Here is a 14,362-nt window from a genome sequence, read left to right on the forward strand (position 1 = left end):
TAATGAAATATTTTTTACTGGTATGCATAAGTATTATGGGTTTAATACCACAGCTTAGTTATGCAGCTAAAACTAGGCCATTGCTGGACATAGTTGATGTGTTAGGAGTGCGCGACAATCAATTAGTAGGCTATGGCTTAGTTGTGGGGCTGCCAGGCTCGGGAGACAAAGCACAAATTAAATTTGCGGGTCAATCATTAAGTAATATGCTTAAGCAGTTTGGTGTATCAGTAGATGAAAATAGCTTACCTAAATCAAAGAATATAGCCGCAGTTGCTGTGCACGCAACCTTGCCGCCAATGGGAAGCCCCGGACAGCTAATAGATGTAACAGTAAATTCTTTAGGAGATGCTAAAAGCTTACACGGTGGTAGTTTAATGTTAACGCCTTTAAAAGGGGTTGATGGAAAAGTATATGCGTTAGCACAGGGTAACTTAGTGGTTGGCGGTGTTAATGCCAGTGGTAAAAGCGGATCATCGGTAACAGTTAACGTACCTACATCAGGGCTTATTCCTAACGGCGCTATTATTGAGCGTAACGTTATGGATATGTTTAAAATGCAACCAGAGGTTGTATTAAATTTAAAAAGCCCAAATTATCAAACTGCGCGTAATGTTGTGCGAGCAATAAATAAAGTGTTTGGCCCTGAAGTGGCGTCTGCAGAAAACTGGGGACGGTTAATTGTGAGTGCGCCAAGTGATGCAAATAGCCGTAATACCTTTATGTCAATGCTGCAAGACATTGTTGTTGAAGAGGGAACAGTGCGCCCTAAAATTGTATTTAATAGCCGCACCGGTACGGTTGTTATGAACGATACCGTAAAAGTTCATAAGGCAGCAGTTAATCATGGTAATTTAACCATTACAATTAGCGAGCAAGAAAGCGTATCTCAACCGGGTGCTTTTTCTAACGGACAAACGGCAAAAACTCAAGCCAGTGATATTAGTGTAGAGCAACAACAAAAAAATATGCTTTTATGGCCAGAAGGCACATCATTAGATGAAATAGTTAAAGCTGTAAATGCCCTTGGTGCTACACCTGCAGAATTAATGTCTATTTTAATTGCTTTAGATAATGCAGGTGCATTAGAAGCCGAACTTTTAGTAATTTAACGGATAACACGATGAAAATAGAGCCTACCCACTTATTGTCACAATCACTGGCTATTGACCCTACAAATTTAGAAAAGATTACTAAAAATACCAGTGAAAGCGACAGCGTTAAACAAGCAGCAGAGCAATTTGAAGCTATATTTTTGCAGCTTGTGCTAAAAAGCATGAATAGCGCTACAGAAACTTTATCGGGTGAAAACGGCTTTTTTAATAGTAAAGAGCAAGCACACTACCGAGATATGCACGATGCACAAACAGCCCAGCATTTAGCATCTACACAGCAGCTTGGTTTAGCTGAAGCTATAATTAGACAGTTTGATGAAAAAATCACGCCAATTGAAAATACATTTAAGAAAATCCCAGAACTGGTCGCTGATCCTATACACAGAAGTGGTGAAGTAGTTAAACAAGCCCAGAGTAACGATATTTACTCAGGAACTTCTTTTATACAGCCGTTAAATGCTATTACAATTAGGTAACTATAAAATATGTCGATGTTAAACAATGCGCTGAGTGGACTTAATGCAGCAAATATAGCACTTACAGTTGCAGGGCAAAACGTAGCTAATGCAGCGGTTGATGGCTATTCTCGTCAACAAGCACAATTTAAAACATCTAATGTTTATTTAGGCGGTGTAGAAGTTGCTTCTGTCGATCGAATTGTTGATGCCTTTTTAAACGATGATATTTGGCGTACAAATTCTGATTTATCTTACTTTCAAAATAAACAAACTTACCTTGGTTTTATTGAGCAAGTTGTTGGTAGTGACTCACTTAATTTAAATAACTCAATTACTTCTTTAACGAGTGCATTAAATGCTGCAGCAACTACTCCAGATTCAAATGCATACAGGCAGCAGTTTTTATCAGCCGCAGAAGGGCTAATGCGAGACTTTGGGCAAATAAATGGCGCATTAGAGGGGCAACTCAATAAATTAAACACGCAAATGAGCAATGTAGCACTTGAAGTAACATCTTTAACCAAACAAATTGCAGATGTTAATGCCAGTATAGGCAAAGCGGTAGCAAATAATCAGCCCAGTGCAGAGTTAAAAGACAACAGAGAAAGATTAATAAACCAATTGTCAAAGCACATTGGTGTATCAACAGTCGAAAGAAGTAATGGCTTAGTTGATATTAGTACATTAAGTGGAGCCCCTTTAGTTGTTGGTACAAAGGGAGCGTCGATTGAAATTAATGGCACAACGGTTAGTAGTAACTTTTTAGGTCAAAAGTTTAAACTAAACGAGCATGTTGGTGGGCAATTTGGTGGCTTAATTAGTGCAGATACACAAGTAATACAGCCTACACTAGCAAGCTTAAATAACTTAGTAGCCGATTTAGCAGACGACATAAATACGGCGCTACAAAGTGGCTTCGATTTAAATAATAATGCTGGTATTGCTTTATTTGAATACAATGCAACTAATCCGTTAGGTAGCATTGGTATAAACCCAAATATAGGCACAGATGAACTGGCATTTAAAGGCAGTAATACCGCAGGCCCAGGAGATAACAGCAATATAACTAATATTATTTCTGCAATGGCGGGTAAAGGTGACCGATTTACCCTGCTTGTTGGCGATTTAGCCATTACCAGTAAGCAAAATCAAACAAGTATTGCCACAGCCTCAAGTTTGAACACCAATGCAGTTGCAGCACGAGATAGTTTAAGTGGCGTTAATTTAGACGAAGAAGCAGCAAGCTTAATGCACTTTCAGCAAATGTATAGCGCTAATGCAAAGGTAATTAGCACCGCAGATCAAATGTTTAATACTTTACTGCAAATGTTTTAAAGGAAAATTACTATGCGAATAAGTAGTCATCAGTTTCATTTAAACTCAATTCAAAATATACAAAAAAATACAGCAAACTTTAATGAAAAGTCAATTCAGCTTGCAACAAATAAAAGAATATTAAAGCCGTCTGACGATCCACTAGGAACAGTAATGTTAATGAACCTAGGCTCAGAAATTAACTCATTAGAACAATATAAAACAAACATAAATGCAGTTAATTTTTCACTAGGCCAACAAGAAGTACAATTAACCGGCATAGTTAATCAAATATATTCACTGCAAAGCTTAATTACCACAGCCGCCGATGGTTCAATGGGGGAGGCCGAAATAAAAGCACTGGGTCAAGAAATGAGTATTGCGTTCCCGGCCATTGTCGATTTGCTTAATGCCACAGATAGCGACGGTAAATATTATTTTTCGGGCAGTAAAACTGACGAAAAACCATTTCAAGTTGATGCGTTAGGTAATTACGTTTATAGCGGCGATGATATAGTAAGAGATGTAGCTGTTTCAGATGACTCAAGGGTACTAAATAACATTATAGGTAATGACTTAGACCCTGGGGCTGGTTTTTTAAATGACATGAAAGACTATCTTGCTGTTATTAATAATCCGCCAGCAGGCGGTGTGGGTAATGAATCAAGAGCAATGATTGATAAGCTAGCGGGCTTTTTAAGTACTATTAGTGGGCAAGTGACTACAATAGGTGCAACAATGGCATCGCTTGACTCAGTTATAGATAGCAACCTAGATATTACTACCTTTACAGTTAACCTACGCGACGATTTAAGCGCCGTAGATTACCCCGAAGCGTTTATATCAATGAACGAATCTATGGCCGCTTATGAAGCGTCAATGCAGGTTTATTCAAACATTAGTAATTTATCATTGTTTTCGTATATTTAATAATAATAGTAGGAATGTACCATGCTCGTTAAAAGTAGCGAAAAAGTTCAATCACTAGATCAAGCCACTACGGCAAAGTCTAGCGAGGTCGTTACCTTACAAAAAAACACTGCCAGCAAGCTTGTTAAAAATAAAGTGGTTGCTAAGCAAGAGCAGGTACAAATATTAACGCATTGGTCTGCTCGTGGTAATTTAGCTCAGCAATTGGCTAAGGCTGAGCAAAGCGAAGCAACTATTCGTAACTTATATACAGGGCTTGAAAAACTCGCACAGCAATTAAATACGCAAGCGGCAACAAGTAAACCATCGGCCATGCATCAGCGTAGTATTAGCTCGCACATTACAGGGTTACAAACCACAGCAAATAAACAAGGCTCGGGGCTTGATGCACAGCTAATGATTGCTGATGAAAATCGCCCAGTAGCGCGCCAGCTTAGCGCCAATATTGATTTAGTTAGTAAGCGCCCACATGAAGAAAGCATTCAATTATTAATGGGGCGCAGTGGTAAGTCGCTCAGTTTACATTTACCCGCAAACCAAGACGAGCGTAATAATTATTCAGCCATTAAAGATGCATTCGCCCAGCACCAAATTAATGTTGAGCTAACACGAGAAAACCGTTTGCTTTTTAGCGCGCAAAAAGAACATGCAAGCCCCTTGTTTGAGCCTTGGGTTATGAGCGGGCAAGGTGTGCGTGTAGCTGCAGGAAACCCTATTTCATTGCAGTTAAACGATATAGACAACCCACTAAATGAGTTAGCTAAAGTGGCAGAAAAAAATGCCACAATTGCGCAGCACCGAGAGCAAATTCAAAGTGCTCAACGCCAGCTCAAAGCTAATTTAATAAAAGTACAGGCGCAAAAACAACAATTACTTGCGCAATTACAGCAAATAGACTCCGCCAGTACACTCAACAATACTGAGGCATTAACAAGCCTGAGCAGTAATTCAAAGCAGCAAATGCTAAGTGCAGGCGCTAATAGCGTTAGTGTTATTATGGCGCAAGCTAATGTTACCCGTAATATGGTGCAGTATTCATTAAACTAAATTAAACCAAGCTTAACTTAACTACTTCACTTTTTAATGTATCTGCGCATGTTACATGGCATGCCTTAGCTAAAATAAAGCCCAAACATAAGCCCAAATATAGCCTAAATAAAACTTCAAATTACCGCTAGCCACCAGTTTCACTGTGCCGCAACTATATTCGTTATATAAAATGTTATATAAATAAAAAAATCAAAATAAAGTTTAGTTTTTTCTTAATGTGGTCGCTCTAAATGATTAGTCAGTGCTATTTATACTTTTAAGTGTAGTTAGCGTTAAAATCATAGAGGAAATAAATAATGGCTTTATCAATTCAATCAAATATGGCGTCAATGTCAATTCAAAACCAATTAGGTCGCAGTAACAACGATTTATCTACCGCGCTTGAGCGTTTAGGTTCTGGTTTTAAAATTAACTCAGCAAAAGATGATGCAGCAGGTTTGCAAATAGCATCACGCTTGAATGCACAAGTAAAAGGCCAAGAAGCAGGTTTGTACAACGGCGCTAATGCGATGTCGATGATGCAAACAGCAGAGGGCGCGTTTGATGAAATGACAAATATTGCTTTTCGCATGAAAGAGCTTGCAACACAAGGTGCAAGTGACGCGAATGGCGATAAAGAGTGGGCTGCACAAAGTGCAGAGTATAAGGCTTTAGCTGATGAACTTGGTAGTATTATGAAAAATACTTCGTTCGGTGGTACTGCGCTATTGGATAAAACACTTGGTAAGTTTGGCTCAGTTCTTACAGCTACTAACGAAGTTAGCTTTCAGGTTGGCTCAAGTGCTGCTGAAACATTAGAAGTTGATATTGCCGATGAATTGGATGCTGTTGATGATATTTTGAACTCAGCGACTCCCGCTACTAAGTTTGCAGCTTCTTTTACTACTGTTGCCACAGCGCAGGATGAATTAGCTAAAGTAGATAAGTTTATAGATGCAGTAGGCGAAGCTCGTTCATCATTAGGTGCTTCAATGAATCGTCTTGAGCATACCATGACGAACGTAACCAACATGAAAGAGAATACCCAAGCAGCGGCTTCTACGTTAATGGATGCTGATTTTGCTGCTGAAACGTCTAACATGACTAAGCAGCAGTTGTTAATGAACTCAGGCATTTCGGTACTAAGTACTGCTAACAGCACAACACAAATGATAGGTTCATTACTTCGTTAATAGCTGAGCTAAGGGTTACTTAAGCAATAATAAGTAATTAATACACGATTAATAAGTGACCAATGAATAAACATAAAAGCAGTTACGCCTTTGGTGTAGCTGTTTTTGTTTATGCAGTGCTTTTTAATAATATTGAGTGTCGCTATTTAATCGTTTTAATACTTTTTGAGAGCAGTTTGAGAGCAGTTTGTGGTTTAGTGCCACTGTGAATATAGGGACTAAGCTAAAAATATAATAAATAAACCCAAAATAAAGTTTAGTTTTTTCTTAATGTGGTCGCTCTAAATGATTAGTCACTGCTGTTTATGCCTTAAAGTGTGGATAGCGTTAAAATCATAGAGGAAATAAATAATGGCTTTATCAATTCAATCAAACATGGCATCAATGTCAATTCAAAACCAACTAGGTCGTAGTAACAACGATTTATCTACCGCGCTTGAGCGTTTAGGGTCTGGTTTTAAAATTAACTCAGCAAAAGATGATGCAGCAGGTCTGCAAATTGCATCACGCTTAAATGCACAAGTAAAAGGCCAAGAAGCAGGCTTGTACAACGGCGCGAATGCAATGTCGATGATGCAAACAGCAGAGGGCGCGTTTGATGAAATGACAAATATTGCTTTTCGCATGAAAGAGCTTGCAACACAAGGTGCAAGTGACGCGAATGGCGATAAAGAGTGGGCTGCACAAAGTGCTGAATATATTGCTTTGACCTCAGAGCTTGATAGCATTATGAAAAACACGACGTTTGGTGGTACAGCACTATTAGAGGGCGCCACAAGTAAATTCGCTGCTGCCGCTGGTGTTAAATTTCAAGTTGGTTCAAGTGATGCTGAAACGCTAACGGTTAACATCGCTGCATCTTTGGATGCCACTACAGGTGTAGCTAAAAACATTGATGATATCCAAGGCCTAACTACGGGTGGTTTTGCATCTGTAGGTGAGGCGCAAGCACATTTGGCAGAAATTGATAAGCTGATTGCTGGTGTTGGCACAGCTCGTTCATCACTAGGTGCATCAATGAACCGCCTTGAGCATACCATGACGAACGTAACAAACATGAAAGAAAACACCCAAGCAGCCGCTTCTACGCTAATGGATGCTGATTTTGCGGCTGAAACGTCTAACATGACTAAACAGCAGTTGTTAATGAACTCAGGCATTTCGGTACTAAGTACTGCTAACAGCACAACACAAATGATAGGTTCATTACTTCGTTAATAGCTGAGCTAAGGGTTACTTAAGCAATAATAAGTAATTAATACACGATTAATAAGTGACCAATGAGCAAACATAAAAACAGCCGCGCCTTTGGTGCGGCTGTTTTTATAGTGCTTTAATAATATTGAATGCAGTTATTTAGCTGTTTTGATAGTTGTTTGAGGGCAGTTTGTGGTTTAGTGCCACTATGAATATGAGGGCTAAACTAAAATATAATAAATAAAATCAAAATAAAGTTTAGTTTTTTCTTAATATGGTCGCTCTAAATGATTAGTCACTGCTATTTATGCTTTTAAAGTGTGGGTAGCGTTAAAATCATAAAGGAAATTAAACATGGCTTTATCAATTCAATCAAACATGGCATCAATGTCAATTCAAAACCAACTAGGGCGTAGTAACAACGATTTATCTACCGCGCTTGAGCGTTTAGGTTCTGGTTTTAAAATTAACTCAGCAAAAGACGATGCAGCAGGCCTGCAAATTGCTTCACGCTTAAATGCACAAGTAAAAGGCCAAGAAGCAGGTTTGTACAACGGCGCGAATGCAATGTCGATGATGCAAACAGCAGAGGGCGCATTTGATGAGATGACAAATATTGCTTTTCGTATGAAAGAGCTTGCAACACAAGGTGCAAGTGACGCGAATGGCGATAAAGAGTGGGCTGCGCAAACGGCTGAGTTTTCAGCTTTGTCAAAAGAATTAACGAGTATTATGCAAAATACCTCGTTTGGTGGTACAAAGTTATTAGGCTCTGCAACGGTTGCACCTGCTCCTGTTACCGCCGCTGGTAAGTTTGCTACTGCAGTTAAATTCCAAGTGGGTTCAAGTGCGGCTGAAACATTAACAGTTGATATTGCAGGTAGCTTAACGGCTGTTGAAGGTGCGATGACTAATTCATCAACTAGAGTTGCAACTGGTACTACGGGTGGTACACCAGTAGTAACTGCTGGCAGCATTGCGAATGTTGCGGATGCACAGGCACAGCTTGGTTTTGTTGACACGATTATTAGTACTATCGGTACGGCTCGATCATCATTAGGTGCGTCAATGAATCGCCTTGAGCATACTATGACGAACGTAACTAACATGAAAGAGAATACCCAAGCAGCGGCTTCTACGTTAATGGATGCTGATTTTGCTGCTGAAACGTCTAACATGACTAAGCAGCAGTTGTTAATGAACTCAGGCATTTCAGTACTAAGCACAGCTAACAGTACTACACAAATGATTGGTTCACTACTTCGTTAATTAGCACGTTCATTGATGATTTAATTATTTAATAGCTTAGTAATTTAGTTAATAATAGCTACATTTATAATGTAGCTATTCTCTTTTAAAGTATTTATAGGTAATTGTATTTATAAGTAAAAGGTATTTTATATAGATTTTTACTTATAAATAAAAAAGCTTGGAGATTAAAATGAGTGCTGCACTAGGAATAAACCCCGGGCAATTAGCCAGTCAATACACGCAAATTGAACGCGCATCAAAAGATCAGTTGTTAAATACAAAAAGTACTAAGTTTAGCAATCAAATAAAAGCGTTTGATGGTTTGAAAAGCAACTTATCGAGCTTTTACGATAGTTTAAAAGCCAGTTTAAAAACAGAAAGTAGCTTGTTTGCTAATAGCGCTAAAGTGAGCGACGAGAGCGCTTTAAATATTACCGCCAGTGGCACGGCAGCCAGTGGTGAGTATGATATTTTTGTAGAGCAACTAGCGCAAGCGCATCAAGTTGCGCTTAGCTTTGATCCGGCAAAAACACTAACTACCGATGGCGAGCTTAATATAGATTTAGCGGGCAGTGCATTTAGTGTTGATTTTGCAAGCTTAGGTGCCGATGCGTCGTTAAGTGATGTAGCAAATGCGATAAACTCACATGTTGACAACACCGGGGTTAAAGCAGCGTTAGTGCGCTCAGGTAATGAAACTTTTTTAACTCTAACCAGTAAAGAATCGGGTGCTGCTAATCAAATTACGGTTAACTTTACCCCTGCAGCCGATGCTAATGGCAGCGATATTACTAATGCTATAAACACGAAACAAGATTTAACCTTGGGACAAGATGCTATAGTTAAATTAGGCGCAAATTCAGCGTTAACTATTACCTCAGCAAGCAATACACTCGACAATGTGATTGATGGTGTAACGCTTAACCTAACTAAAGCACAAACGACGGGCGATCAACCCGTTCATATATCGGTTAATCAAGATCAAGATGCCAGTAAAGAAAACATTCAAAAATTTGTTGATCAATTTAATAGCTTAACAAACAGTATTACGGGAAACGACTCTTTAAAAAGAGACAGTATGGCCTCTGGCCTTGCTCGCTCACTGCGTAATGATTTTCAGGGTACATTTGAAGGAAAAACACTTTATTCTGTAGGTATTGAGTTTGACCGCAGTGGTAATTTAAAAATAAACAGTAAAAGGCTTGAAGAAGCCATGGCATCCGACCCTGAAAAGCTAACCGCTATGCTTAGTGGCCCGGATGGTTTATTGTCAAAGTTAGAAACACGGGTTGAGCCTTATACTAAAAGTTATGGCTTAATGACCGATAAAAAAGATACTTTGCAGTCAAGCTTAGATATTGTAATTAGACAGCAAAAAGACCATGAAGTGAGTATGGAGCAGGTGTATCAGCGTTATTTATCGCAGTTTACACAAATGCAACAGACGATTGCTAAATTAGAATCTACAATGGGTCAATTTTAAGGGTAGAGACTAACTATGTTGGATTTAAACGATGGCTTTTCGGCCTATAAAAGTACCTCGGTAGATGCTAAAGCAGCCAGTGCCGATATACACAAACTTGTTTTAATGTTGTTTGATGGTTTTTTAGATGAGCTTGAAAGAGTTAGCGGGCATATTAAGCAAAAGCGCTACGATAAAAAAGCCGAAAGTATTGAAAAGCTAATGCGTATTTTAGGTGGCCTTGAAGCGTCACTTGATCTTGATAAAGGCGGTGAAGTTGCGCAAAACATGCAAAAACTATATGAGCATTGTGGCCAAGCGTTACTGCAAGCAAGTTTGAAAAATGACTTAAGCTTTATAGATTCAACTCGTGTAGTAATGACTAATTTACAAGAAGGTTGGCAAGGTTTAGGCACTCAAATCGCTTAATTTATTAACGCCGCGTAATAAAACCAGCTAAAAATTATTAGCTGGTTTTTTGTTTTGAGTACAGCTGTTGTTTCCCTTAGCTTCCACTGCGGAAGTTTACCTTCCGTAGTGGCGGTGTTTAATAGTTTATTGTTAGTAAAAACAGTGTTTTATATTTTGGCTTGTTTTTTGCTTGTGGTAGTTATGTTTTTTATGGGTTTAATTAAATAAATGAGTTTATCTAAGTTGCAAACTGAGCAAAAGCTAGAGCAGTTATGTGTAATTATGTTTCAGGCTGTGCAAAAAGATAATTGGTATAAAGTTAAAGAAGCCGATAAACAAATTCAGTTATTATTTAGTTACGCTAAAAGCATGCCTTGGTTTAGCACTATGAGCATACAGCCAGAGCAACTACAAAAACGTTATAAAGACGTTATAAAGCAGATTGGCGATAAGCAGTCAGAAATTAAAATAAAAATGCAGCGGCATCAAAATGATAAAGATGGCATTGAAGCTTATAAAGCGTTGTCGGAGGACACTAGCATATGAATGTTGATTTAAGCCTTGCTGTATCTAAGGCTAGCCCAGAGGCTGCGCCGGGTAAAAAAACAATAATAAAAAATGCCAGCAATGAGCATGCTGCTATTGATAATAAAGAATTTGATCAGCCCTCATTACTTTTTCAAAACGAACACCCTAAGAGTGAAAAGTTAACACAAGAGACATTTAATACAAATGAGCTTAGTAATGACGACATTGAAGCTATTCTTTTAGCAGATGAAATGATAGTAAAGCAAGATTCTACTCATCCGTTACTTAACCCAAGCTTAAAGTTTTATAGTACATTAACACAAAGCTCAACCATAAAAGAACAGGGTGAAGCAGCCGTTAATAAGCTAACTTTACTAAAGGAAGGCATGCCGGTTGAAGTGTTATCAACGCTTGGTGAAATAGTAAAAGGTGATAGCGAAAATCGTCCTACACAAGCTGCATTAGTGGCTAATGATTTATTGTTAAATGTAGGTGATGAACAAGTAACTAATGAACAAGTAACTAAAGCTGCTACGGCTACACCGCTAGTAAATCAATTAACTCATGTTGAATTAACTGAATTGCAACGCGCAGATCTTAAATTTAACTTTACTAGTGCGGGGCAACTAACCGATACAAGTGGCGTTAATAATTTAAAAATGTCGCAAGGTGATTTTAGGACTTTAGAGTTAGTATCAAGTCGTTTAAATGCGGCTCCAACTTTAGTTAACACTACTAATGCTAATACTACTGATGTTAATGCTACTAATGTTAATAATAAAACTGTCATTACTGAAAACTTAAATGCCACAAAAAGTGAGCAACTAAAACAAATAGTGAATACACCCCAAGGTGTTTTTAATATTGAAAGCCGTGAATTATTAACTCCTAAAGCCCCTTTATTTAGTGCCGTTACAACAAACCAAGAGCAAGCTATGAATAGCTTTGAATGGCGAGCAGAAACGCTTAAAGGAACCCAAAATGAATGGGGGCAGCGTTTACTAAATGTGCTGGGCGATAAAGTTAGCTTACAAATAGGGCAGCAATTACAGCGCGCGCACATAAGACTAGATCCACCTCATTTAGGCAGTATAGAAATATCTATTGATATAGATGGAGATAAAACCTCAGTAAGTTTAGTAACGAGTAATGCTCAGGTTAGGGAGGCTATTTCTCAAACACTAGAGCAATTGCGTCAAACGCTGTTACAAAATGGCAGTGTATCGGTTGATTTAAATTTAAGCGACAAGCAGCAAGAGCAGCATCAGAAAACACAGGATGAAAAAATTGCTGAAAATGACTCCATCATTGATGCCACGTCGCAAGACACAGAAAATAAGCAAAGTACCTCATCGGATTGGTTAAATAGATTAGTGTAATTAACATTTTGTTAGAGCGAGAGAAGAGTGAAAAAAATAATTATAGGAATTGGCGCATTAGTATTAATTGGCAGCGCATTTTTTGCAGGGAAATTATTTACAGATAACGCGAAAACTAATGAAGCAACTCAGTCTGCTACTAATTCTGAGGAGGTTAACGAATCTCAGTACTTTGAAATGGAACGCTTTATAATTAGTGTTTCAGATAAAAACTATGCCCGTTATTTAGTTTTGGATCTTGTGTTGGTTTTAGAGCCTAATGTTGATAGTAAATTAGAAGTGAAAAAAATAACGCCGTTATTACGAAATGTGTTGGTTAAGCAATTTGCAAATATGAGCCATGCAAATGTTAAAACCCTATTTACAGACATAGATTCAGTGCAAAAAACGTTATTAGAGCAATTTAATTTAGCTTTAAAAAGTAAAACATTTTTAAAGCTAGATGATGTGCTTGTTACTAATGTGTTTATTCAATAGGTTATTTTAAATATGTTATTGAATGAGGAGTGGGGGGAAATAGCCTCTGAGTCATTGGTGACATTGTCTCCTGAAAAAGAAACCGCATTACTTAATAAATATTCTTTTTTAGTTAAAAGGGCCGCTGCGCATATGCGTACACAAGTTGGTGTGCTGGTTGATAATGATGACATTCAGCAAATAGGGCTTGTTGCGCTACTTACATCAATAAGACGTTATGGCCGTGATGTTGATGAAAGGTTTTCAGCATTTGCTTTTAAGCGTATTCGCGGTGCTATGTTAGATGAGTTTAGGCGTTTAGATTGGCGGCCGCGACAGCTTAGACAGCAATCGCATAAACTACGCGATATGACACGCACATTAAGTAAAGAATATGGCCGAGAAGCGACAGATGGTGAGCTGTGTATTGCCCTTAATATAGAGCATGAAGAGCTCATTAAATTGCAATATAGCGAGCAAGCAGAAGCGATTGAAAGTTTAGAAAGCTTACTTGAAGATAACCCTAAGCTATCTCTAACAACTCCTTGTTCACAAGATGATACAGACACCGCCGTGATGCTAAAAAAAGCAATGGGTGAAATGAATACCCGAGAGAAGCTTCTTTTGCAATTATATTACACCCATGAAATGAATATGAAAGAAATTGCACTAACACTTGAACTCACAGAAGCACGAGTGTGCCAATTACATAAGCGTGCACTTGAAACACTAACTAAAAAGCTTCACAAAATCTAATATCTAAGGGATAAACAATGCAAAGAGTTATAGGTTTACTTGTGGTACTTGCTACAGTATTGGGTGGTTTTGCTATTGCGGGCGGTAATTTATCGACCATATGGCAGCCCGCTGAATTTATAATAATATTTGGCGCAGGTATTGGGGCATTAATAATTGGTAACTCAAAGTATGTTTTAACCGAGATGTTGAGTCAGTTAAAGTATCAATTTATAAGTGGCAAGGCGAGCAGCACTTCAGATTTATATCATGATCTTTTATTAGTTATATACTCGCTATTAGATTTAGCGCGTGTAAAAGGAATTAAAGGGCTTGATGAACATGTTGAAAACCCGGAAACGAGTTCTATTTTTCTTGCTTACCCCAAGGTTTATGAGTTTCCTCAATTAGTGACATTTATTTGCGATAACTTACGCTTATTTAGTATGGGGAAAATCACATCGCATGACTTTGATGCAATGCTAGAGCAAGAAATTTATACAATTGAAGAGCAAAAATTAAAGCCTTCTCATGCGCTTAGTAATATTGCAGAGGCTATGCCTGGTTTTGGGATATTGGCAGCTGTAGGTGGTATTATAATTACCATGCAACACCTTGATGGCGCACTAAGTGAAATTGGTTATCATATTGCGGCCGCTTTAGTGGGTACCTTTATTGGTATATTTGCATGTTATTGCTTAATAGCCCCTTTGGCATCGGCTATGGAGCAGTATGTAAAAAAGCAAATGGCAATGCTTGAATGCGTAAGAGCTATGTTGGTAGCACATGCAAAAGGGCATGTGCCTATTGTTGCGACTGACTCAGGTCGAAAATTAATAAATGAAGAAATTAAGCCGACTTTCACCACAATGGAAGAGTGGATAAATAATAAGGCGGCTTAGTG

Annotated in this window: 15 protein-coding genes; all 15 read left to right on the top strand. The window is 38.3% G+C overall.

Annotated elements, in window-relative coordinates; translation table 11 throughout:
- The first annotated feature begins 2 nt into the window (after nt 1-2).
- The 15 genes from CIK86_RS02450 (at nt 3) to motA (ending at nt 14,360) form a co-directional block, all read left to right on the top strand.
- Nucleotides 3-1,112 carry a flagellar basal body P-ring protein FlgI gene (locus CIK86_RS02450; protein WP_086999027.1) on the top strand — a complete coding sequence of 370 codons (1,110 nt, stop codon included), beginning with the start codon at nt 3-5 and terminating at the stop codon, nt 1,110-1,112.
- 11 nt (nt 1,113-1,123) lie between these two features.
- Entirely contained in the window at nt 1,124-1,591 is a 468-nt protein-coding gene (locus tag CIK86_RS02455; RefSeq protein ID WP_086999030.1) for a rod-binding protein, read from the top strand.
- Nucleotides 1,592-1,600: 9 nt separating this feature from the next.
- Nucleotides 1,601-2,908, top strand: coding sequence for a flagellar hook-associated protein FlgK (gene flgK / locus CIK86_RS02460; RefSeq protein ID WP_086999033.1), 1,308 nt, complete (start codon nt 1,601-1,603; stop codon nt 2,906-2,908).
- Between the two features lie 12 nt (nt 2,909-2,920).
- Nucleotides 2,921-3,817, top strand: coding sequence for a flagellar hook-associated protein FlgL (gene flgL, locus CIK86_RS02465; protein WP_086999036.1), 897 nt, complete (start codon nt 2,921-2,923; stop codon nt 3,815-3,817).
- A 21-nt stretch (nt 3,818-3,838) separates the two neighbouring features.
- Nucleotides 3,839-4,864 carry a flagellin gene (locus CIK86_RS02470; RefSeq protein ID WP_086999040.1) on the top strand — a complete coding sequence of 342 codons (1,026 nt, stop codon included), beginning with the start codon at nt 3,839-3,841 and terminating at the stop codon, nt 4,862-4,864.
- Between the two features lie 299 nt (nt 4,865-5,163).
- Nucleotides 5,164-6,039 carry a flagellin gene (locus CIK86_RS02475; RefSeq protein WP_096317077.1) on the top strand — a complete coding sequence of 292 codons (876 nt, stop codon included), beginning with the start codon at nt 5,164-5,166 and terminating at the stop codon, nt 6,037-6,039.
- A 351-nt stretch (nt 6,040-6,390) separates the two neighbouring features.
- Entirely contained in the window at nt 6,391-7,257 is an 867-nt protein-coding gene (locus tag CIK86_RS02480; RefSeq protein WP_096317078.1) for a flagellin, read from the top strand.
- A gap of 333 nt (nt 7,258-7,590) precedes the next feature.
- On the top strand, nt 7,591-8,505 hold the full coding sequence (locus CIK86_RS02485; protein ID WP_086998698.1) for a flagellin: 915 nt from the start codon (nt 7,591-7,593) through the stop codon (nt 8,503-8,505).
- 172 nt (nt 8,506-8,677) lie between these two features.
- Complete coding sequence (gene fliD, locus CIK86_RS02490) at nt 8,678-9,970, top strand: flagellar filament capping protein FliD (RefSeq protein WP_086998701.1); 1,293 nt, start codon at nt 8,678-8,680, stop codon at nt 9,968-9,970.
- 15 nt (nt 9,971-9,985) lie between these two features.
- Nucleotides 9,986-10,378, top strand: coding sequence for a flagellar export chaperone FliS (fliS, locus tag CIK86_RS02495; protein ID WP_086998704.1), 393 nt, complete (start codon nt 9,986-9,988; stop codon nt 10,376-10,378).
- 210 nt (nt 10,379-10,588) lie between these two features.
- Nucleotides 10,589-10,906: a hypothetical protein gene (locus tag CIK86_RS02500; RefSeq protein ID WP_086998708.1), complete on the top strand. Its 318-nt coding sequence runs from the start codon at nt 10,589-10,591 to the stop codon at nt 10,904-10,906.
- Entirely contained in the window at nt 10,903-12,267 is a 1,365-nt protein-coding gene (locus CIK86_RS02505) for a flagellar hook-length control protein FliK (RefSeq protein WP_086998711.1), read from the top strand. Before CIK86_RS02500 ends, CIK86_RS02505 begins: the two co-directional genes overlap by 4 nt.
- A gap of 27 nt (nt 12,268-12,294) precedes the next feature.
- Nucleotides 12,295-12,744, top strand: coding sequence for a flagellar basal body-associated FliL family protein (locus CIK86_RS02510; protein ID WP_086998717.1), 450 nt, complete (start codon nt 12,295-12,297; stop codon nt 12,742-12,744).
- A 12-nt stretch (nt 12,745-12,756) separates the two neighbouring features.
- Nucleotides 12,757-13,479: a FliA/WhiG family RNA polymerase sigma factor gene (locus CIK86_RS02515; protein ID WP_086998721.1), complete on the top strand. Its 723-nt coding sequence runs from the start codon at nt 12,757-12,759 to the stop codon at nt 13,477-13,479.
- A 17-nt stretch (nt 13,480-13,496) separates the two neighbouring features.
- Nucleotides 13,497-14,360: a flagellar motor stator protein MotA gene (gene motA / locus CIK86_RS02520; RefSeq protein ID WP_086998724.1), complete on the top strand. Its 864-nt coding sequence runs from the start codon at nt 13,497-13,499 to the stop codon at nt 14,358-14,360.
- Nucleotides 14,361-14,362 lie beyond the last annotated feature (2 nt).

This window comes from Pseudoalteromonas sp. JB197, from assembly GCF_002332205.1.
Classification (GTDB): Bacteria; Pseudomonadota; Gammaproteobacteria; order Enterobacterales; family Alteromonadaceae; genus Pseudoalteromonas; species Pseudoalteromonas nigrifaciens.

Bases quoted from the DNA above. Each gene is read 5' to 3' on its own strand.
- CIK86_RS02450 (WP_086999027.1), top strand. From the start codon at position 3: ATGAAATATTTTTTACTGGTATGCATAAGTATTATGGGTTTAATACCA.
- CIK86_RS02455 (WP_086999030.1), top strand. From the start codon at position 1,124: ATGAAAATAGAGCCTACCCACTTATTGTCACAATCACTGGCTATTGAC.
- flgK (WP_086999033.1), top strand. From the start codon at position 1,601: ATGTCGATGTTAAACAATGCGCTGAGTGGACTTAATGCAGCAAATATA.
- flgL (WP_086999036.1), top strand. From the start codon at position 2,921: ATGCGAATAAGTAGTCATCAGTTTCATTTAAACTCAATTCAAAATATA.
- CIK86_RS02470 (WP_086999040.1), top strand. From the start codon at position 3,839: ATGCTCGTTAAAAGTAGCGAAAAAGTTCAATCACTAGATCAAGCCACT.
- CIK86_RS02475 (WP_096317077.1), top strand. From the start codon at position 5,164: ATGGCTTTATCAATTCAATCAAATATGGCGTCAATGTCAATTCAAAAC.
- CIK86_RS02480 (WP_096317078.1), top strand. From the start codon at position 6,391: ATGGCTTTATCAATTCAATCAAACATGGCATCAATGTCAATTCAAAAC.
- CIK86_RS02485 (WP_086998698.1), top strand. From the start codon at position 7,591: ATGGCTTTATCAATTCAATCAAACATGGCATCAATGTCAATTCAAAAC.
- fliD (WP_086998701.1), top strand. From the start codon at position 8,678: ATGAGTGCTGCACTAGGAATAAACCCCGGGCAATTAGCCAGTCAATAC.
- fliS (WP_086998704.1), top strand. From the start codon at position 9,986: ATGTTGGATTTAAACGATGGCTTTTCGGCCTATAAAAGTACCTCGGTA.
- CIK86_RS02500 (WP_086998708.1), top strand. From the start codon at position 10,589: ATGAGTTTATCTAAGTTGCAAACTGAGCAAAAGCTAGAGCAGTTATGT.
- CIK86_RS02505 (WP_086998711.1), top strand. From the start codon at position 10,903: ATGAATGTTGATTTAAGCCTTGCTGTATCTAAGGCTAGCCCAGAGGCT.
- CIK86_RS02515 (WP_086998721.1), top strand. From the start codon at position 12,757: ATGTTATTGAATGAGGAGTGGGGGGAAATAGCCTCTGAGTCATTGGTG.
- motA (WP_086998724.1), top strand. From the start codon at position 13,497: ATGCAAAGAGTTATAGGTTTACTTGTGGTACTTGCTACAGTATTGGGT.